Raw genomic sequence first — 19,435 nt, 5'->3', positions numbered from 1 at the left:
CAACAGGGCGAAGTAGCGCCCCGGGATGCAGTACAGAAGGGCACACGATGTCTGCTGTCGTTACAGGCCCTTGATGACGATGTTTTCCCGCCAGCGTTCGAGCTCTCGACGCTGACGCCGGGAGCGCAGCAGGCGGGTATTGTCCCGCTTTGGAGCGAGCATCAGCTGGTTGTCATTGCCACGAACAAGACTGAATCGCCGCCGGGCGCCGATCGGGCGTTTTTCCGTGGCCTGAATGACGATCAGATTGATCTCGATGGTCTTGAGCGTCTCGTCGCTGTCCTTGAAGGTGTAGTCGCTATCAAGCGTCAGACCGTATTGCCGTGCGGCATGGGCAATGATGCGATCAAAACGACTCGCCTCCATGTACTGCATCGAGTTGAGGGGCCCCATGCGGGTCACCAGCTCGCCTTCCTCTTCACCGCCGCCTTTGGCAGTGCTGCCCTGGTCGGTGGTTGATTCATCGGAGGAGGGTTGCTGCTGTCGGGTGTCCTCGTCTGCCAGCTCGGTAATGTCACAGACCAGCGTGCGCTGATCGGTCTCAAGGCGCGCAAAGATGGATTCCACAAACACGACGCCCTGTCCCATGTTGCTGACCAGACAGGGGCCTTCGACCCGGCGGGCCTTGCCGTGCTTGATCAGGATGGAAGGGCGGCGCAGGGCACGAGCCGTGCTGACGGCCACCTGCATGGCGATGCCCCAGATCAGCACGTGGCCGACACTGGCCAGTCCGCTGACAACGGTTGCATTGTCGGTGACCCAGGACCACAGGTCGCTTAGCTGGCTGATCATGCCGTTGTCTCCGATAGGCATAAAGGGTGTCGCAGGGACATGGTAACAGAGCCGGTGATCCAGGCTGCCACGAAAGAGTCCCCCAAAGCCTGGCGGATTCGGTGGCGCCGTGCCGCTTGAATTAATCAAACGCCGCGGATGCTTTTCAAATCACCCATGAATTTACATTGGATGCAATAGGTAACTTCATCTAACCTGAATGATGTCTTCAGCCTGGTTTCAGATATGCCCGCCCGGACACCTTTCGGCGCCCTGGCATGTGCCCCTGGCCCCGGCGATGACATCCCTTCAAAAGACAATGGAGTGTCCGGTATGTCATCTGGTGTGCAACTTTCCTTTACGATCGGCTGGATCGCGATGCTGTTGGGTGGCGTCATGTTCTGGGTGATCAGTCGCGGCCTGCCCGAGGCGCAAAAGCGTCATGGCGTGGCGGCCATGACCATCGTGTTTGTGGCCTTTGCCAACTATTTCGCCATGTCGCTGGGGCAGGGCGATCTCTTCTTCAACGGTCGAACGGTCTATTTCGCCCGCTATACCGACTGGGTCATCACGACCCCCATTTTGCTGATCAGTCTTGCCCTGTTTGCCGGCACCACGCTCAACCGCATCGCAACGCTGCTGGCGGCGCTGGTGGCGGCCGACATCTACATGATCGTAACCGGTCTGGTGGGCAATCTCTCCACGGCACCCTACAACTACTACTGGTGGCTGATCAGCATGGCCGCCTTTCTGGTCGTACTGGGCATTGTCTGGGGGCCGCTGCGTCGTTGCGCCGAACAGGGCACGGAGATGTCGGCCTATTCGAAGCTGGCCGGCATGCTGACCGCGCTGTGGGTGTGCTATCCCGTTGTCTGGCTGGTGGGCAGCTCCGGTATCAGCGTGATTTCGGTCACCGTTGAAAGCTGGCTCTATCTGGTGCTGGACGTCACGGCCAAGGTCGGCTTCGGCGCGGTCGCACTCGGCGCGGCTCGTCGGGCACGCTGATACTGCCGCCCGGCCTGTCATGTGGCAGGTCCGGCCGGTGGTGCTGTCCACGGGAGCAGGGGGCATGAGCTCATGACATCAATACCCCGGGATCGCCCGGCACGAGGCGACACCGTTCGAGAACGGCTTGTCTGGCTGATGGGCGGCGCGATCTCGCTGGCCCTGTTGTCGCAGCAGGGTGACGCCACCGGCGTTTTGTCGCTGACGCTATTGACCGCTGGCGTGGCATTGCTGGGGCTGCCCCATGGCGCTTTCGATCATCTGACCGGGGCCCGGCTGATCCGCCACTACCTGCCCGATGTACGCCATCCGCGCCTTTGCCTGGGGCTTTTCATGCTGGGCTATGCATTGATGTCGATGACGCTGCTGTGGTGCTGGTATCACCAGCCGGCCTGGGCGCTGATCGTATTTCTGGCCCTGTCGGCAGCGCACTTTGGCACCGACTGGCGCGGCCGGCAGACATTGATGCATCGCCTGTGCTGGGGGGCGCTGGTAATTGCGCTGCCGTTTGTCTGGCGCCCCGGCGAGGTGGCCGACATCGTGCGTACGCTTGCCATATCCGACCCCGCACCCTTTATCGAGGCGGCGCGCCCGGTGATGGCGCTGGCGCTGGGTGTGGTGCTCATCAATGCCCGCCGTGACGGCGCCATGTTTGTGGTGGCCACCGGTCTTTTGCTGCTGGGGGCGCTCGTGCTCAATCCGCTGGTCTACTTTGTCTGCTATTTCTGCTGTTTTCACAGTCCGCTGCATCTCACGGCCATCAGACATGAGTACGGTCTGACCCATCGTCGACAGATGATCAGGGTCGCCGCGCCGGTTGTGGTGCTGACCTGGATCGGGGCCGGGGCAGGCTATCTCTGGATGAGCCATGACCATGTGGCGGGGGCGCTGATCAAGACGGTCTTTATCGGGCTGGCCTGTCTGACGGTGCCGCACATGCTGGTGGAATGGCTGGGCGAGCGCATCGCAGCGCCCGCAGCTACCAGTCCCGTGCACGGCTGATATCGTAATCCCTCGCGCCGCTGACGCGCGGTGTCCGGTCGCTGTGACAAGTCCCTGACCTTTCCAGGCCCGGCTCCTTGTTTTTCGCCTACTGCTCTTCGACCCGGTCGTCGCGCTCGCCGGACTGGGTCGGAGAAACATTGCGTTGATGACCCGAAGGAAACCGATGAGAGCCGTAACGGACCACCAGAATCGACAGGGCCAGCAGCAAAATGGAACCTGCAATATAGATGATGCCCATATCCGGGCGATGATGATGCTGAATGTCGCCGATCATCATGCGCGTCAGCGCCGTGATGGCCACATAGATCAGAAAACGCACCGGCATGTGGTTGGTCTTGAAATAGATGCCGACCATTGCCCCCAGCTCGAGATAGATAAACAGCAGCAGCACGTCATCGATGCCTGCCTGACCATCGGCAATCATCTCGAGAAAGGCGCCCAGGGCCGCCCAGGCAATGACGCCGCCAATGGCAAAAAGCGCCATGAAGTGAAAGGTGCTGACCAGAAGGTTGCCCAGGCGGTCGGCCTGCCGGTGCAGTCGCTCGCCCATCGGGCCTTTTGTGTTTGTTGGCATGATGCATGTCCTGAAAAAAGTATGAAGCTCTAAAAAAGAGACTTTAAAAAGAGAGGTTTTAAGGGAAGACAATGTCATGACGGCCGAGTACGCAGGCCTCGGGCCGCGATACGGCCCTCCAGAGGACACGAGTATGCCATCCTGACACCATGATGATGTTGTCATCATCTTCTGACGAACAGCAGAAGTAACGAGGAAAGCTCATGACGCAGGACCGAGCACATCACGATCATCATGACCACCACAGGCACGGTCATGATGACAATCACGGCCACCATCATGGTCATCATCATGATCATGGCCACCACCATCACGGTACGGACAACGAGCGGCGCCTTTTATGGGCCATGGTGCTGACCGGCGGTTTCATGATCCTTGAAGTGGTCGGCGGTGTGCTGACGGGGTCGCTGGCGCTGCTGGCGGACGCCGGCCATATGCTGACCGACAGTGCCTCGCTGGCGCTGGCCTGGGTGGCCGCCCGGCTGACGCACCGACCGGCCAACGCGCGCAAGACCTATGGCTATCAGCGCGTGCAGGTGCTGGCGGCGTTCGTCAACGGTCTGGCGCTGCTCGTCATCGTTGCCTGGATCCTGTTTGAAGCCGTGCGCCGGCTCTGGGCGCCACCCGAGATTGCCGGCACCGGCATGCTGGGTGTGGCCATCGTCGGGCTTGTGGTCAATATCGGGGTGTTCTGGCTTTTGCACAGCGGCGATCGGGGCAATATCAACATTCGTGGCGCGCTGCTGCACGTGCTGGGCGATCTGCTGGGCTCGGTGGCGGCCATTACGGCAGCGGTGGTGATCATGGTGACCGGCTGGATGCCGATCGACCCGCTGCTGTCGCTGCTGGCGGCGGCGCTGATCGCCCGCAGTGCCTGGAAGATTACCGCGCAGTCGGCACATATTCTGCTTGAAGGGGCGCCGGCCCATATCGACAGCGAGCAGCTGGTACATGATATCCCGCACGCGCTGGCCGATATCCAGGGTGTCCATCACGTGCATGTCTGGTCCCTGACCCCGGAACGGTCAATGGTGACCCTGCATGCCGTACCGCATGATGGGGTGGATCAGGACCGGGCCATTCTGGTCATCAGGGACTATCTCAAGCGTCGCTTTGATATTGATCATGTCACGGTCCAGATCGAGCGTCAGGCGCACTGTATCGAACAGCGCGACACCGATAACGACCACGCTTTTCTTTCATGAGTGGTGCACATCGCTGTGCTGCGTACAGCGCCGGGCGCGCCGGATAACCCAGGTGATGGATGATGTCAGGCGTGTGTTTTTGAATGCGCGCCACCTTGATGCGTCAGGCAACGCATTGAAGGTCCATCAACCGTGCGGCGACTGAATGTGGCTGCATGGACATCATCATGAAAGGAAATAATCTACCGTGTCTGAAAGTACCCAGAGTGCCAAATGGGACAGGATCGCCGGAGAGCTCAAGGAGAAATGGGGCGTCGTCGCCAATGACCTCTCGGCGTATGAACGAGGTGAGGTGCAGCGCATCGCCGGCCTGCTCAAGGAGCAAAAGGGCCTGAGCGACGAAGACGCCAGGCGCGAAGCCGAGCGCATCATGCGCAACTCCTGAGCGCTGCGTGTGTCACACTGCATGACGCCATCGATAAGCCCGGCCGTCGCCGGGCTTTATGCGTTGATGGGTACAAAAAGCGCGGGATCAAGGATGGCGCGACAGGGAGTGACTCAATGAGTGAGATCAATACCGTGAACACGTTAAAAGCCCCGCGGCCGGCGCCGGTGACGCTGGTATGGGTCGTGCTGGCAGTGGCCTGGGGGGCCTTTTTACTGCCTCGGGCAGGCTCCGGGCTGCTGGTCGGCTGGCCGCTCAATCTGGTCGCCTTTTGCCTTGCCATCGTGATCATGACACGCGGGCGCACGGTGGCCGGCATCCTGGCGATGGCAGCCTCCGTTGTGGTGTCCCCGCTGGTCTATCTGCTGGGACTGTTGCTTTTGATGCTCACCACGGCCTTCAGCGATGTCGAGATCGATATTCAGGAGTCCGGTCCGGTGCAGGAGCATCACGCGCCGCCGCCGCGCGGAGAAACGCCTTCGCTGCAGATGACCGGGCTCTCTTCGTTGCAGAACGTGACGTGACACAAAAGGCGCCATCGTGATGGCGCCCCTTTATTCCTGCTGATCAATGACGGATCAGTGTCACTTCTCATCGACCGGGTAGTCGGTGTCGACGCTGGTCTGTCGCCACTGCTCGATCTCGTCGAGCGTCTCGCGCAGATGCGCACTGACCTGATCCACCCCCCAGGCGCCGAGCACCAGATGCTGCGGGGGGGTTGGGTGTTCAAAAATGTCGATCATTGCTCGGGCGGCACGTACCGGGTCACCGGGCTGGTGGCCGCTGCCTTCGGCAGTCCCCGACATGCGCGCACCGACCGTGTCACGGTAGTCATCAAGCTCGGTGGGGGTCTGCTGCAGCGAGCGCCCGGCCCAGTCGGTGCGAAAGGGCCCGGGGGAGACACTGGTTACCTTCAGCCCCAGCGGCTCGACCTCGGCGGCCAGCGCCGTGGAAAAGCCTTCAACGGCATGCTTGGTCGCGGCGTAGTAGGCCGAGCCCGGAAAGCCGATGAAGCCTGCCACGGAGCTGATGTTGATGATGTGGCCGTGTCGGCGCTCACGCATGCCCGGCAGCACCAGGCGTGTCATCTCGAACAGGCCGAAGACGTTGGCATCAAACTGGGCGCGCACCTGGGCATCATCGGCCTCCTCGATGGAGGACTGATAGCCGTAGCCGGCGTTGTTGACCAGCACATCGATACGACCGAAGTGCTGCTCGGCGCTTTTGACCACCTCACGAAGCTGCTCGCTTTTGGTGACATCCAGCCCCAGTGCCAGCACGCGCTCCTCGGCGCCCCGGGCCAGGTCAGCCACGCGCGCCCGATCACGGGCGGTCACGACCGCCTTCCAGCCCCGATCGATCACCAAACGGGCCAGTTCACGGCCAAAGCCGGTCGAGCAGCCGGTAATCAGCCAGACGGGATCTCTTGATGCACTCATATCGCTCTCTCCTGGATCGGAAAACGGCCGGCTCGTTCAACAGACCGCTCTTACTGTCGATTCAGCCACTATAGGACAGTCGTGGCGTGCAACTTATCGAATATCACAATGCCGGAGATAGTGTTTCACCCTCTGACAGGGGCATTGCCGCCACGGCGAATCCGCCGGTATCCCTGTCTGGATAACCTTTTTAAACAGGATGAAGTTTTAAAACTGTTTCCAATTAAAAATTAATAAAATAAGGCGGCTTTGCGCTACAAAAACAGGACAATGCGTTCAACCTGTTTAAGACGCGATGCGATATAAAAGGCGGCCATTAAATAACTCGATAACAAAAGGGGGCCTCATTAATATCTCCGGCACATCCTTCGTGGATCTGAGCGCGCAATACCGCCGCATCGAGCACCGCATCAGGTCTGAAATGGAAGGCGTGCTGTCCTCGGCTGCCTTTATCAACGGGCCAAAGGTCGAGGCGCTGGAGGCGCAGCTGGCCGAGCGTGCCGGCGTGGCCCAATGCGTAAGCTGCGCCAGCGGTAGCGATGCCCTGGTGCTGGCACTGCGGGTGCTGAATATCGGTGCCGGTGATCGGGTGCTCTGTCCGGCCCACACCTTTGCCGCCACGGTCGAGGCCATCGTTCGAATCGGCGCCGAGCCGGTGTTCATCGATATCGACCCGCGCACCTTCAATCTGGACGCCGAACGCCTTGAACACTGGCTGGCAGCGGACACCAGCGCCCGCGTGCGAGCCGTGATCGCCGTGGACCTGTTTGGTCGGCCGGCCGATTACGACCGCCTTGGTGCCATCGCGGCGCGTTTTGATCTTCATCTCGTTGCCGACGCCGCCCAGAGTTTTGGCGGTGATCATCACGGCCGTCCGGTCGGGTCGCTGGCCGACATCACGATCACCTCCTTTTATCCCTCCAAGCCGCTGGGCTGCTACGGCGATGGTGGCGCCCTGTTCGTGCACGATACGTCCCTGGCCGATCGGCTGCGCTCGCTGCGCAATCACGGCATCAGTAGCGATCACACCCGCCATGACGAGATCGGCATGTGCTCGCGTCTTGATGCGCTGCAGGCGGCAGTGCTGCTGGCCAGACTCACCATTTTCGATGACGAGCTCGAGCGTCGCGAGCGTATCGCCTGTGCCTATCAAAAGGGGCTTGGGGCATTGCTTGTTACACCGACGCTGTCGACAGGCTGTCGCTCGGCCTGGGCGCAGTACACGGTCTGCCTGCCCGGCGATACCGAAGAGGACAATAGTGATCTGGCCACGCGTCGTGACGCCTTCGTGGCCCACCTTCGCGAGCAGGGCGTGCCGGCGCGCTGCTACTATTCGCCGGCGCTGCACCGCCATCCGGCCTATCGGTCGGTGTTACATGACGGTCTGCCCCGAACCGATCGCGTAGCCGCCGGCGCCTTCAGCCTGCCGATGCACCCTTATCTTGAAGCCCATCATATTGAGCAGGTCTGTCAGGCCGTGAGCGAGGCCGGTCATGACCGCTAGACTGTCGCGTCCCCTTCAGGTGGCCGTGGCCGGCGCCGGCAGGATGGGCGCCCGACACGTGCGCACCTTTGACGGCCTGGCAGGCGTGGAGGTCAGCGTTATTCATGACCCCCGGCCGGCGGATGAGTGCGACCTGCCGGCGCGGCTGCAGGGCCGCTATACCCGGAATTATCAGGCCTTTCTTGCGCGGGCGTGTCGGGCCGACATGGCCGTGGTGGCCGGCCCGACGCAGACACACTTCGGCGTGGCGCGCGATCTCATCCACTGTGGTCTGCCCTGTCTGGTCGAAAAGCCCATGACCGTTCGGCCACAGGAGTGTCTGGCGCTGAGCCGGCTGGCCGGCTCGCGCGGCACCGGCCTTTTCTGTGCCCATGTCGAGCGCTTCAATCCGGCGCTTGTGGCCACGGCCGACGTGCTGCGCGCCCACACCTGGGAAGACGTCACCCTCACGCGGCAGAATCCGGACAGCGCCCGGCTGTCGAGAGACTCCCTGGTGACGGATCTGATGATTCATGATCTGGACATCATGCAGCACGTCATGGGCCTTGCTCCCGAGGCCCTGCTGGAGGTCGAAGGGGGACTGGATGATCGTGGCCGCACCGCAGGTGACGGCGCCGATCACGTCACGGTGCGAGTGCAGGGCAGTGCCGGCTACCCGATCACTCTGCATGCCGGGCGGCTGCCGGACAGCCGTCTGCGCGCCATCGACGCTCGCGGCGCGTCGGGCCGTGTGCACGTGGATCTGCTCAATCGCTGTCATGACATGGAGCTCTCTGATGCGGTCGGGCCTTCGATGTCACCGCTCAGCACGTCCGGGGATGCCCTGACACATCAGGCCCGCGCGATGGTCGCCAGCGTCATGGACGGGCGCAACCACGGGCTGGCCAGTGCCGATGAATGCTGGCAGACGCTGACCCTTTGTCAGCTCATCGAGCAGCGTCTGCGCCTGGCGTCACACCGGCACATTTGCCGGCACTGACGCCGTAGCGGTTTGTGTAGAGAGGGTGCTAAAGTCCTTGATGCGTGCCGCCGGGCGGCCGATCACACGGGAAGGTAATACCATGAAACGCATGACGCTTTTGGTTGTGGTAATGCTGCTGTCTGCCGGAGTACTCGGCGGATGTAACACCATGCATGGCGCGGGCGAGGATATCTCCGACGGCGGTCAGGCCATCCAGAACGCCTCCGACTGACACCGTGCTACCCAGCACGACGAAGCCCGCAGCTCAACGGCTGCGGGCTTTTTTTGCCGGCACTTGTGGTTTTACACACCATCGTTCACGGGCAGCCTTCATAGCCGGCCTCATGCGCTGCTCACCTGACGCTGCGCCCGAAGGGTGTCCACCGTGTAGAGCACCAGGCCGGCCCAGATGCAGCCAAAGGTGACAAGGCTTGCCTGGTTGAAGGGTTCACCGAAAAGGAATACGCCGGTGAGCAGGTGCAGGGTGGGGGTGAGATACTGCATCAGCCCCAGCGTGCCGAGCTTGAGCCGCCGCGCACCCATGGTAAACAGCACCAGCGGCAGCACCGTGATCAGCCCGCAGCCGATCAACAGTACATCGGTGCGCACGCTGCCCTGTAAAAAGACCGCCTGCTGCTGAAAATACAGCCCGCCCAGCCACAGCAGGGCAAACGGCAGCAGCAGCATGGTTTCGATATAAAGCCCGGTAATGCTGTCCACGGCGATGCGCTTTCGAATCAGTCCGTAAATGCCAAAGGTGCCGGCAAGCATCAGCGATACCCAGGGCACCCGCCCGAAACCCACCACCATGATCATCACGCCGGCGGCAGCCAGAAGCACCGCGACCATCTGCAGCGGGCGTAGCCGCTCGCGAAAAAAGATCAATCCCAGCACCACGTTGAGCAGTGGATTGATGTAGTAGCCCAGGCTTGCCTGCAGTACGTGATGGCTCGATACCGCCCAGATGAACAGGCCCCAGTTACAGCTGATCAAAAGCGCCGAGGCCGTGAGCGCCAGCAGCAGTCGAGGCTGGCGCACAATGGCCATCACCCTCTCATGACGACGTGTGATCAGGACAAACAGGGTCAACAGCACCGCGGCCCACACCATGCGCTGGGTGAGAATCTCCCACGGAGACACGCTCGGGCCGATCAGATGAAAATAGATCGGCATCACGCCCCACATCGAAAAACAGCCCAGAGCGGCCAGAAGCCCGGCACTGTGTTCGCGCTTGTCCATCGTTGCCTCGACCTTCCGATAAAGAACAGCATCATACGCTCGATGCCATGCCGCAGCGACGCGTCACGCTTGACGGGTCCCCTTTATGTCCATAAGTTTGGACATATGGACAATACAACTGCGATCGACATCTTCTCTGCGCTGGCGCAGAACACACGGCTGGACGCCTTTCGCCTGCTGGTACAGCACGAGCCCGAGGGACTGGCGGCCGGCGAACTGGCGCGTCATCTGGACGTGCCGCACAACACGCTGTCGGCGCATTTGAGCGTGCTGTCGCGGGCAGGCCTTGTGGTCTCACAGCGTCAGAGTCGCTCGATTATCTACCGGGCCAGTCTGGATCGAATGCAGGCAACGCTGGCCTTTCTGGTTCATGACTGCTGCGCGGGACGCCCCGAACTCTGTGCGCCGCTGCTGGAAGCGCTTCAGCCCGAATGCTGTTCTGACGAGAAGGACGTGCCATGACGTGCGTGATCTATCACAACCCTGACTGCGGCACTTCGCGCAACGTGCTGGAGATGCTGCGCCAGTCCGGCGAGACGCCTGAAGTCATCGAGTATCTGAAGACCCCGCCCACGCGGGCGCGGCTGGTCGAGCTGCTGGCGTCAATGGCCATCGCGCCCCGCGAGCTGCTTCGCCGCAAGGAGCCGCTTTGCGCCGAACAGGGACTCGAAGATGAAACGCTCGGCGATGAGCCGCTGATTGACGCCATGATGGCGCATCCTATCCTGATCAACCGGCCGATCGTGGTCACCGAACATGGCGCGCGCCTGTGCAGGCCCTCCGAGCAGGTGCTGGCGCTGCTGGATCAGCCGTTGACCGAGTTCAAAAAGGAAGATGGCGAAGTGGTGCGTTTCAAGGGGGTCGGGCATGAGTGATGCATTGCCCCATATCGATATGGATCAGCTCCAGCCCATCGATGTCGAGGCACTGATCCATCCCGATGACCCACGCCATGCGCCGCGCATGCTGGTGCTGTACGGCTCGCTGCGCGAGCGTTCCTATTCCCGGCTGGTAGCCGAAGAGGTCGGCAGGCTGTTGCGCTGGTTTGGCTGTGAGGTGAAAACCTTCAACCCCTCGGGGCTGCCGCTGCCCGATGATGCCGAAGCCGATCATCCGAAGGTCGCTGAACTTCGCGAGCTGGCGCAGTGGTCGGAGGGCATGGTGTGGGTCAGCCCCGAGCGCCACGGCGCGATGACCGGCATCATGAAAACCCAGATCGACTGGATTCCGCTGTCACTGGGCGGCGTGCGCCCGACCCAGGGCAAGACGCTGGCGGTGATGGAGGTTTCCGGCGGCAGCCAGAGCTTTAACGCGGTCAATCAGATGCGCCTGCTGGGGCGCTGGATGCGCATGCTGACCATCCCCAATCAGTCCTCGGTGCCCAGGGCCTTCAACGAGTTTGACGAGGCGGGGCGCATGCTTGCCTCACCGCTTTATAACCGCATCGTTGATGTTTGCGAGGAACTGGTGAAGTTCACCTGGCTGACGCGCGGGCGTACCGGGATGCTGACGGATCGTTATTCCGAACGTGTCGAGAGCGCCGAAGACGTTTCCCGGCGCGTCAATCAGCGCACTCACTGAGCAGGTTCCTGCATGCTGGCACTGACCATTTTCGTGATCACCCTGGTACTGGTGATCTGGCAGCCGCGCGGGCTGGGCATTGGCTGGAGCGCGCTGGGCGGTGCAGCGGTGGCGCTCGCCACCGGCGTGGTGGGGTGGGGCGATGTCGCCACCGTCTGGCAGATTGTCTGGGACGCCACCTTCACCTTCGTGGCGTTGATCATCATCTCCCTGATTCTCGATGAGGCGGGCTTTTTCAACTGGGCGGCGCTGCATATCGCCCGCTGGGGCAACGGGCGCGGGCCGTGGCTTTTCATGCTGATCGTGATGCTGGGCGCGGTGATTGCCGCGCTCTTTGCCAATGACGGCGCCGCACTGCTGCTCACGCCGATCGTGCTGGCGATTCTGGTGCGTCTTGAGTTCAGCGCCAGTGCGGCACTGGCCTTTATCATCGCCACCGGCTTTGTGGCCGATACCACCAGCCTGCCGCTGGTGACCTCGAATCTGGTCAACATCGTCACCGCCAACTACTTCGATATCGGCTTTGGTGAATACGCCCGGGTGATGGTGCCGGTCAATCTGGTCTCGCTGGCGGCCACGCTTTTGGTGCTGTGGTTCTATTACCGTCGCGAGGTGCCGCGTTATTACGACCGCCAAAGGCTGGAAGCACCGGCCAGTGCGATCGTGGACAGTCGCGTCTTTCGCGCCGCCTTTCCGCTGCTGGCGGTGCTTTTGATCGCGCTGTTTGTGACCGCCCGCTGGCAGGTGCCCTTTGCCTTCATCATGGGCACGGCGGCACTGGTGTTGATGGCGATTGCCGGGCGCTGGGGCGTTCGCGGCAAACCGGTCATTTCACTGAGCGAGGTGGTCAAAAACGCGCCCTGGCAGATCGTGCTGTTCTCGGTCGGCATGTATCTGGTGGTGTATGGGCTGGGTAACGCGGGCCTGACCGAGATCGCCGCCGGCGCGTTAACCTGGCTTGCCGCCCAGGGCTCGTTTGTCGCCACGCTGGGCACCGGCATCGCGCTGGCAACCCTGGCCTCCATCGTCAACAACATGCCCTCGACCCTGATCGGGGCACTGGCGATTGATCAGGCCCGGGTTCCGGAGCTCACCCGTCAGCTGATGGCCTATGCCAGCGTCATCGGCAACGACCTGGGCCCCAAGTTCACCCCGATCGGCAGTCTGGCCACACTCTTGTGGCTGCATGTACTGGCCGGCAAGGGCCATCGCATTGGCTGGGGGCAGTACATGAAAGTGGGGCTTGTGATCACGCCGCCGGTGCTGCTGGTCACGCTGGTGGCGCTGGCGATGTGGGGGCCACGGGTGATCGGGGCCGGCGCATAAGTCATCTGGCGTGGAGCACCTGATGAGACGTGGCTGATACGCGCTGGCGGTCAGACAGGCATCGTCGGGTTGGATAGATCAATATCGGTAAAACCTCAAGGAATGCGTTTGATATGCCGATGCTGGTCTCAGACCCCACCTGAACCGCAGACATCCGACAGCATCGGCGGCACTGCCATGGCAGGAGTAACCACGTGTTTGGAACCAGACCCCCTCGTCAGCGTGAACCGCTGGTAGACGCCATTCATCGCGCCATGGCCGTGATCGAGTTTGACCCGCAGGGCAATATCGTGTGCGCCAACCCGGCCTTTTTCGAGGCCACCGGCTACAGCGCCGAGACACTGATTGGCCAGCACCATAGCCTGCTGTGCCCGCAGGCCTACGTGGAAAGTGACGAGTATGCGGCCTTCTGGTCACGGCTGCGTGAGGGCGAATTCAACAGCGGGCGCTGCAAGCGGCTGCGCCGTGATGGCGCCCCCCTGTGGCTGGAGGCGACCTACAACCCGATTCGCAACCGGCGCGGCCAGGTGGTGCGCGTGATCAAGATCGCCACCGACATCACGGTGCAGGTTCGTCAGGAGCAGGAGATGGGCAGCCGACTGGCGGCCATCGACCGCTCGATGGCGGTTATCGAGTTCACGCCGGATGGCCATATCCTCACCGCCAACCAGAATTTTCTGGACACGGTGGGCTATACGCTTGCCGAGATCGAAGGCGAACATCACCGGATCTTTTGCGGCAGGGCGCTGGCGGAAAGCCCCGAATACCGGGCGTTCTGGTCGCAGCTCAACGCCGGAGAGTTCATGTCCGGGCAGTTCAAGCGCTTTGATCGCCAGGGGCGCACCCTGTGGCTTGAGGCCACCTATAACCCGATCTTTGATGACGACGGCCGGCTCTACAAGGTCATCAAGTTTGCCAGCAACATCACCGAGCGGGTCGACCGGGAGACCGAGAGCCTGCGTATGGCCTGTCGCATCTCGGCCGATACGGAAACAACGGCCGGTGAGGGCAGCCGCATCATCGACGAGACCGTGCGCGAGATTCGAAGCATTGCCGATCGGGTCGAGGCGACCTCCAGGTTATTGAATGATCTGACGCAGCAGGCAGTCGGCATCACGGCCATTGTCGAGACCATCCGCTCCATTGCGTCCCAGACCAACATGCTGTCCCTGAACGCGGCCATCGAAGCGGCGCGCGCCGGCGAACACGGGCGCGGATTCTCGGTGGTCGCGCATGAAGTGCGTCAGCTGGCCCGCCGAACGGCCGAGGCCACCAGCGATATCTCCGGTACGATCGACACCCTGCAGCAGCTCTCCCGCAATGCCAACACCAGCATGCACACCTGTCGGGAAAGCGTGGACAAGGGCGTGGACATGGCCGGCAATGCCGGCGAGGCGATCGTGCGGATCAGTGCCTGCACCGATGACATGGTCAACGCCGTACGCCGCATGGCCTCCACCGTGGAGCTCGAGGATGAGGCAGGCGCTGCGGCACAAACGCCCTGCGCGTCCCTGAGGGTGTCGGCCTGATCTCACCCCTGTCATAACCTTATCAGTAATGCTGATTTAGCCTCTAAAGGCCCAAAGGTTATATTGGATGACGTTTTGATAGCGTCATGACATGAGGTCGCCGTGAATTTTCAGCAGTTGCGTATCGTGCGAGAAGTGGTGCGGCGTCAGTTCAATCTGACCGACGCCGCCAATGCCCTCTTTACCTCCCAGTCCGGCGCCAGCAAGCACATTCGCGATCTGGAAGACGAGCTGGGGGTGGTGCTGTTCGAGCGTCGTGGCAAACGCCTGCTGGGGCTGACGCCCGCCGGGACCACGCTGTTTGACACCATCGAGCGTATCCTGCTCGACAGCGAAAACCTGAAGCGTCTGGCCCAGCAGTGGGTGCATGAGGATCAGGGTCGCCTGCGCATTGCCACCACCCATACCCAGGCCCGCTATGTGCTGCCCGGAATCATCGCGCGCTTTCGCCGTGACTTCCCCCGCGTGCATCTGGAGCTTCAGCAGTGCGGCCCCGGCGAAATCGTGTCGCTGCTGCGTGCCGGCAAGGTGGATATCGGCATGGCCACCGAAGCCCTGGGCGAGGCGCATCAGGAGCTGGTGACCTTTCCCTTTCATCAGTGGCAGCACGGTATTGTGGTGCCCGAAAATCACCCGCTGCGCGAGGTGGCCACCCTGAGCCTTGCAGAGATTGCACGCTATCCGATCGTGACCTACCACGAAGGCTTTACCGGGCGCTCGCGCATCGATCAGGCCTTTGCTGCCGCCGGGGTGACACCGGATGTGGTGATGTCGGCGCTCGATGCCGACGTGATCAAGACCTACGTCGAGCTGGATCTGGGCATCGGCATCATCGCCTCGGTGGCCTTCGACCCGGTGCGCGATACGGGCCTGGCAATGCTGGATCAGGACAACCTCTTTCCCCGCAATACCACCCTGATCGCCCTGCGCCGAGGGCATCTGCTGCGCAATTTCGCCTACCGCTTTCTGGAATGCTGCTCGCCCGAGCTGAGCCGTGATGCCGTGCACACGGCCCTGACCCGCGCCTGAGCGGTATCGGCAAAACAGGGAGGTCTGTTGACCACGCGGCCCGGCGCGGTATCGGTTACCCGGGGTTTTATATCTCAAAAGGTGATAAGTAATTCGATATTATATATTTTTAAGTAATTAAAACGCCCGGTACGCTTGAGCCAACACTATCCTCAAGCGTGACAAGGGAACCCGCCATGCATCCTCATTTTTCTGTTTCACGTCGTCGGGGGCTGACGCTGGCGCTGGCCACGGTAGCGCTGTCCGGCTCAATGGCCGCCCACGCCGAGAAGATCAGTCTGCTTAACGTCTCCTATGACCCGACCCGCGAGCTTTATACCGACTACAACCAGGCGTTCAGCCAGTGGTATGAGACGCAGTCGGGTGATCAGGTCAGCATTCAGCAAAGCCACGGTGGCTCCGGGCGCCAGGCGCGCTCGGTGATCGAGGGCAACCCCGCCGATATCGTCACCCTGGCGCTGGCCGCCGACATCGATGCCATCGCCGAGAAGGGCAAACTCTTGCCCGCGGACTGGCAGCAGGCCTTTGCCGATGACAGCACGCCCTATACTTCCTCGATCGTCTTTCTGGTGCGCAAGGGCAATCCGAAAAACATCCATGACTGGGAGGATCTGACCCGCGACGGCGTCGAGGTCATCTCGCCCAACCCAAAGACCTCCGGCGGGGCGCGCTGGAACTATCTGGCCGCCTGGACCTGGGCGCTCAAGCGAGAGCTGGGCGATCTGAGCCGGCTGCATGACCCGGCGGCCAAAGAAGATGTAGCAAAGGCGCAACAGGCTGCCGAAAACTATGTGAAAACGCTCTATCAGCATGTGCCGGTGCTGGATACCGGCGCACGCGGGGCAACCAATACGTTTGTTCAGCGCGGTCTTGGCGATGTGCTGCTGGCGTGGGAAAACGAGGCGCTGCTGGCGGTCAACGAGCTGGGTCAGGGGGACTACGAGATCATCGCCCCATCGGTGAGCATCGTGACCCAGCCGCCGGTCGCCATCGTTGAGGACAACGTGAAGAAAAAGGGCCCGGCGGCGGAAAAGGCCGCCCACGCCTATCTGGAGCATCTCTATTCACCGCAGGCCCAGCAGCTGGTCGCGCAGCACTACTATCGTCCGACCAATACCGACGGCGTGGACCCGAAACTTCTTGAGCAGTTCCCGACCATGGATCTCTACAATATCAACGAGGTGTTCGGCGGCTGGCGTGAAGCCCAGCAGACGCACTTTGCCAACGGCGGCGTCTTTGACCGCATCTCGCGACCGGGCTCATAGGCGACTGTCGTTGATGACAGGCATTAAAAAACCGGGCACATGGCCCGGTTTTTCAATGGGGGGACATACGCTACCCCGCCGGCTCGAGATGAGCAGAGCCGTCGCCGCCGCGTCGGCCCGGCGTTATGCTCAAGGCCTTGAACGACCCTTTCGCTTCCCGGGAGGTTGCCTTGCCCAGCATCGATATCACCCTCAATCTGAGCGCCGAGCAGTGCCACGCCCACTACGCCGGCGCCGCCGACAGTATCCGCACCCGCACGCTCGATGGGCGCAGCGTGTTGCTGCCCTCGCGCGTTTTGCACCACGTCATCACACGTGACGGCGTGCGTGGCACCTACCGGGTCACCTTTGACGATCAGGGGCGGTTTGTTTCGATTGTGGCGCTTCGATAGGTGACGGTCGTCCCCGGATCAGCGAACCCTTCAAAGATCACGTGTCGTCATGGCTGCGTCTTCGACGACAACACCCGGCCTGAGCCGGGTGCGTTGCTAAAGCGATGTTTCTACATTGTCTGATCGGGGTGGACATCACTCGGGGCGGGGTTGTCGCTCGCCGAACGGTTGAGCGCTTCACAGCGGCGTTGTGCTTCATTCTCCGAGGCGTAGATGCCTTCCTGATCAAGGGTTTCTTCGTCATAGATAATGAAGCTTTGATCGGTTTCAGCCGCTGAGGTGGCATCCAGCGCGTCCTGCGAGGCAGGTTTGTAGGCGTAGGTCATGTCAGAGCCCTCCAGGGGGGACCTTTTGACTCTAGTGCGGCGCGGCTCGCCCCGTTGGCGTCCAATGGTCTCGTCTCCCGGCGGCGACAAACGAGCGAGCGCTGTTTGCTGCTGATATCACAACGCCTGCATTGCCCGGCGCCGGCTTACCTGCGCGTTCCACGCCGTAAACACGGCGCCAAGTGCCAGCATGGCGGCAATGGTCAGCAGCGCGCGTGGCCCCAGATGGGTGTCAAGCGGCATGGCAAGTGCTGCGCCCGAGACCAGCGCGCACCAGCGCACCACGCCGTCCAGCCCGGCCCTGAAATTGCCTTCGGCCAGCGCGCGACCGGTCTTGACCAGCATGCCGGTCAGAAACGTCACACCCGATTCGTTGGCACTGACCTGGTTGAGCACGCCCATGGCAGCGGCGATAAAAAGCACGGTGGTGAAGGGATAGTCGTCGCTGTGGGCAAAGGGCATCGAGGCGCTCATCAGGGTCGCCGTCAACAGTAAAATCACCGTGGGGCGCCAGCGCCCCACCCGAAGGGCAATCCAGGCGCCCAGCGTGGTGGCGGTAAAAAAGGCCGCGATGACGGCGGCCAGCGGCGCAATGCCGGCCCAGCTTGCTTCCCCGATGTGACGCCCGATATGCGAGCTGTTGCCGGTCATGTAGACCGCCAGCAGGTCACGGCTGTGCAGATAGATCAGCGCATCCGTGGCGCCGGCCACCATGAACAGCAGGGCGAAGGCCGGGAAGGGGATCTTTCTGTCGAACATGGCGGCACCTGAAGACAAGTCATGACAGCTCCCGAGTGTAATGCGTATCCACGCAAGGTGGGTCGGGACATCACCCCGGAGCTGCATTGCGGGCCATCACCGCTTCGACCTTCGTGGCAAAGCCGGCGCAATGGTCACAACGCACCGGGAGTCGCGGGCGGCGCGCACTACACTGCATGAAGGGTCCGTCATGCTGGAGGAAGAGGTCATGGGTTATCGCCTTGCGATGTCTGAAAACACCTCGAAGGGGCTTGCGCGCATTGCCGCCGAGCAGATCGACCGGGCACGCCGCGATATTGCCCGGCGCGATACGGTGGAAGGTATTCACAAGCTGCGCCAGCGCTGCAAGCGGGTGCGGGCCGTTTTGCGTCTGGCGCGACCGGCGCTGGGCAAACACTACGCTCGGGAGAACCAGCGCTTTCGCGATCTGGCCCGGGCGGTCAGCGGCCCGCGCGATGAGCAGGTGCTGATCGATACCTTCGATGCGCTGATGGCGGCTCACAAGGGCCGACTGGACCGGCGTCGGTTCACCCCGACGCGGCAGATGCTGCTCGGGCGCCACCGCCGGGCGCTTGAGGCCACCGCCCTGCCGGACATGGCATGGCTGGATGGCGAACTTGAAAGGGCCCGTGGGGCGGTCAATGACTGGACGCCGGCCATCGAAGGCTTCAAACCGCTGCGCCGCGGGCTGGTCGACACCTGCCGGCGCGCCCGTGAGGCCATGGCGCAGGCCGACGGCGAAAGCGATGAGGCGGCCTTTCACGAGTGGCGCAAACAGGTGAAGTATCACCGTCATCACTGTGAGCTGCTCGTTAACGTCTGGAAGGTCCCCATGGAGGCGCGCGCCCGCGAGGCTCATCGGCTGGCGGATCTTCTGGGCGAGGAGCACGATCTGGCCGTGCTGGCGCAGGTGCTCGGCGACCCGGAAGCGGCCGCACAGGGCGACGACACTTCCAGGGTGGTGCTGGCCCTGATTGCCGAGCGCCGTCTGAGGCTTCAAAGCGAGGCGCTCTGGCTGGGGCAGCGGCTGTTCGCCGAAAAGCCCGACGCGCTGGGCCGGCGAATCAAGCGCTATCGGGACGTGGCGCGCCGACAGGCCCGCAAGAGCTGACGTACTGCCCATGATCGACGCGACCGCTT

23 protein-coding genes are annotated in these 19,435 nt (G+C 62.2%); 17 read left to right on the top strand and 6 right to left on the bottom strand.

Going from position 1 to position 19,435, the window contains the following annotated elements:
* Positions 1-60: 60 nt before the first annotated feature.
* On the bottom strand, positions 61-792 hold the full coding sequence (locus tag ACS92L_RS10955; RefSeq protein WP_438764873.1) for a hypothetical protein: 732 nt from the start codon (positions 790-792) through the stop codon (positions 61-63).
* Between the two features lie 312 nt (positions 793-1,104).
* Between ACS92L_RS10955 and ACS92L_RS10950 the strand changes: the two genes are divergently transcribed.
* Positions 1,105-1,776 (top strand): bacteriorhodopsin, encoded by a 672-nt coding sequence (locus tag ACS92L_RS10950; protein WP_438764871.1) that lies wholly within the window; start codon positions 1,105-1,107, stop codon positions 1,774-1,776.
* 72 nt (positions 1,777-1,848) lie between these two features.
* On the top strand, positions 1,849-2,778 hold the full coding sequence (locus ACS92L_RS10945) for a Brp/Blh family beta-carotene 15,15'-dioxygenase (RefSeq protein WP_438764869.1): 930 nt from the start codon (positions 1,849-1,851) through the stop codon (positions 2,776-2,778).
* 88 nt (positions 2,779-2,866) lie between these two features.
* Here the strand turns inward: ACS92L_RS10945 and ACS92L_RS10940 are convergent, their stop codons facing one another.
* Positions 2,867-3,355 (bottom strand): phosphate-starvation-inducible protein PsiE, encoded by a 489-nt coding sequence (locus ACS92L_RS10940; RefSeq protein ID WP_438764867.1) that lies wholly within the window; start codon positions 3,353-3,355, stop codon positions 2,867-2,869.
* Positions 3,356-3,558: 203 nt separating this feature from the next.
* Here ACS92L_RS10940 and ACS92L_RS10935 point away from each other — a divergent pair, with 203 nt between their 5' ends.
* The 3 genes from ACS92L_RS10935 (at position 3,559) to ACS92L_RS10925 (ending at position 5,469) form a co-directional block, all read left to right on the top strand.
* Entirely contained in the window at positions 3,559-4,560 is a 1,002-nt protein-coding gene (locus ACS92L_RS10935) for a cation diffusion facilitator family transporter (RefSeq protein ID WP_438764865.1), read from the top strand.
* A gap of 187 nt (positions 4,561-4,747) precedes the next feature.
* Positions 4,748-4,945, top strand: a complete 198-nt coding sequence (locus tag ACS92L_RS10930; protein WP_438764863.1) for a CsbD family protein — start codon at positions 4,748-4,750, stop codon at positions 4,943-4,945.
* Positions 4,946-5,061: 116 nt separating this feature from the next.
* A complete protein-coding gene (locus tag ACS92L_RS10925; protein WP_438764861.1) occupies positions 5,062-5,469 on the top strand; it encodes a hypothetical protein in 408 nt (135 codons plus the stop codon).
* Between the two features lie 60 nt (positions 5,470-5,529).
* On the opposite strand, the gene ACS92L_RS10920 is transcribed toward ACS92L_RS10925, so the two are convergent.
* Positions 5,530-6,384 (bottom strand): oxidoreductase, encoded by an 855-nt coding sequence (locus ACS92L_RS10920; RefSeq protein ID WP_438764859.1) that lies wholly within the window; start codon positions 6,382-6,384, stop codon positions 5,530-5,532.
* 370 nt (positions 6,385-6,754) lie between these two features.
* Between ACS92L_RS10920 and ACS92L_RS10915 the strand changes: the two genes are divergently transcribed.
* From ACS92L_RS10915 to ACS92L_RS10905, 3 genes are all read left to right on the top strand, one after another.
* Entirely contained in the window at positions 6,755-7,888 is a 1,134-nt protein-coding gene (locus ACS92L_RS10915; RefSeq protein ID WP_438764858.1) for a DegT/DnrJ/EryC1/StrS family aminotransferase, read from the top strand.
* Entirely contained in the window at positions 7,878-8,867 is a 990-nt protein-coding gene (locus tag ACS92L_RS10910; protein ID WP_438764856.1) for a Gfo/Idh/MocA family protein, read from the top strand. The genes ACS92L_RS10915 and ACS92L_RS10910 overlap by 11 nt, the downstream gene beginning before the upstream one ends.
* Before the next feature lie 82 nt (positions 8,868-8,949).
* Positions 8,950-9,081 carry an entericidin A/B family lipoprotein gene (locus ACS92L_RS10905; RefSeq protein WP_438764855.1) on the top strand — a complete coding sequence of 44 codons (132 nt, stop codon included), beginning with the start codon at positions 8,950-8,952 and terminating at the stop codon, positions 9,079-9,081.
* A gap of 110 nt (positions 9,082-9,191) precedes the next feature.
* Here ACS92L_RS10905 and rarD read toward each other — a convergent pair whose 3' ends face one another.
* Positions 9,192-10,088: an EamA family transporter RarD gene (rarD, locus tag ACS92L_RS10900; RefSeq protein ID WP_438764853.1), complete on the bottom strand. Its 897-nt coding sequence runs from the start codon at positions 10,086-10,088 to the stop codon at positions 9,192-9,194.
* A 105-nt stretch (positions 10,089-10,193) separates the two neighbouring features.
* On the opposite strand from rarD, the gene ACS92L_RS10895 reads away from it, so the two are divergent.
* The 8 genes from ACS92L_RS10895 to ACS92L_RS10860 all read left to right on the top strand — a co-directional run bounded on the left by ACS92L_RS10895 (position 10,194) and on the right by ACS92L_RS10860 (position 17,210).
* On the top strand, positions 10,194-10,550 hold the full coding sequence (locus ACS92L_RS10895; RefSeq protein ID WP_438764852.1) for an ArsR/SmtB family transcription factor: 357 nt from the start codon (positions 10,194-10,196) through the stop codon (positions 10,548-10,550).
* Positions 10,547-10,963 carry an arsenate reductase (glutaredoxin) gene (gene arsC, locus ACS92L_RS10890; RefSeq protein WP_438764850.1) on the top strand — a complete coding sequence of 139 codons (417 nt, stop codon included), beginning with the start codon at positions 10,547-10,549 and terminating at the stop codon, positions 10,961-10,963. Before ACS92L_RS10895 ends, arsC begins: the two co-directional genes overlap by 4 nt.
* Positions 10,956-11,669: an arsenical resistance protein ArsH gene (arsH, locus tag ACS92L_RS10885; protein WP_438764849.1), complete on the top strand. Its 714-nt coding sequence runs from the start codon at positions 10,956-10,958 to the stop codon at positions 11,667-11,669. The genes arsC and arsH overlap by 8 nt, the downstream gene beginning before the upstream one ends.
* 12 nt (positions 11,670-11,681) lie before the next feature.
* Entirely contained in the window at positions 11,682-12,995 is a 1,314-nt protein-coding gene (locus ACS92L_RS10880) for an arsenic transporter (RefSeq protein WP_438764848.1), read from the top strand.
* Positions 12,996-13,189: 194 nt separating this feature from the next.
* On the top strand, positions 13,190-14,524 hold the full coding sequence (locus ACS92L_RS10875; protein WP_438764846.1) for a methyl-accepting chemotaxis protein: 1,335 nt from the start codon (positions 13,190-13,192) through the stop codon (positions 14,522-14,524).
* A 102-nt stretch (positions 14,525-14,626) separates the two neighbouring features.
* Positions 14,627-15,553 carry a CysB family HTH-type transcriptional regulator gene (locus ACS92L_RS10870; RefSeq protein WP_438764845.1) on the top strand — a complete coding sequence of 309 codons (927 nt, stop codon included), beginning with the start codon at positions 14,627-14,629 and terminating at the stop codon, positions 15,551-15,553.
* Positions 15,554-15,729: 176 nt separating this feature from the next.
* Positions 15,730-16,818 carry a sulfate ABC transporter substrate-binding protein gene (locus ACS92L_RS10865; RefSeq protein ID WP_438764843.1) on the top strand — a complete coding sequence of 363 codons (1,089 nt, stop codon included), beginning with the start codon at positions 15,730-15,732 and terminating at the stop codon, positions 16,816-16,818.
* Positions 16,819-16,988: 170 nt separating this feature from the next.
* Positions 16,989-17,210 (top strand): DUF2835 family protein, encoded by a 222-nt coding sequence (locus ACS92L_RS10860; protein WP_438764842.1) that lies wholly within the window; start codon positions 16,989-16,991, stop codon positions 17,208-17,210.
* 110 nt (positions 17,211-17,320) lie between these two features.
* On the opposite strand, the gene ACS92L_RS10855 is transcribed toward ACS92L_RS10860, so the two are convergent.
* Together ACS92L_RS10855 and ACS92L_RS10850 are read right to left on the bottom strand one after the other, a co-directional pair.
* Positions 17,321-17,536, bottom strand: a complete 216-nt coding sequence (locus tag ACS92L_RS10855) for a hypothetical protein (protein WP_438764841.1) — start codon at positions 17,534-17,536, stop codon at positions 17,321-17,323.
* Between the two features lie 117 nt (positions 17,537-17,653).
* Positions 17,654-18,295: a YoaK family protein gene (locus ACS92L_RS10850; RefSeq protein WP_438764840.1), complete on the bottom strand. Its 642-nt coding sequence runs from the start codon at positions 18,293-18,295 to the stop codon at positions 17,654-17,656.
* A 190-nt stretch (positions 18,296-18,485) separates the two neighbouring features.
* Between ACS92L_RS10850 and ACS92L_RS10845 the strand changes: the two genes are divergently transcribed.
* Positions 18,486-19,406, top strand: coding sequence for a CHAD domain-containing protein (locus ACS92L_RS10845; RefSeq protein WP_438764839.1), 921 nt, complete (start codon positions 18,486-18,488; stop codon positions 19,404-19,406).
* The last annotated feature ends 29 nt before the right edge of the window (positions 19,407-19,435 follow it).

It is taken from the genome of Kushneria halocnemicola (assembly GCF_965650455.1).
In the GTDB taxonomy this organism is placed as follows: Bacteria; Pseudomonadota; Gammaproteobacteria; order Pseudomonadales; family Halomonadaceae; genus Kushneria.
Note: the sequence above shows the minus strand (reverse complement) of the source record. Positions and strands in the feature narration are given on the sequence as shown.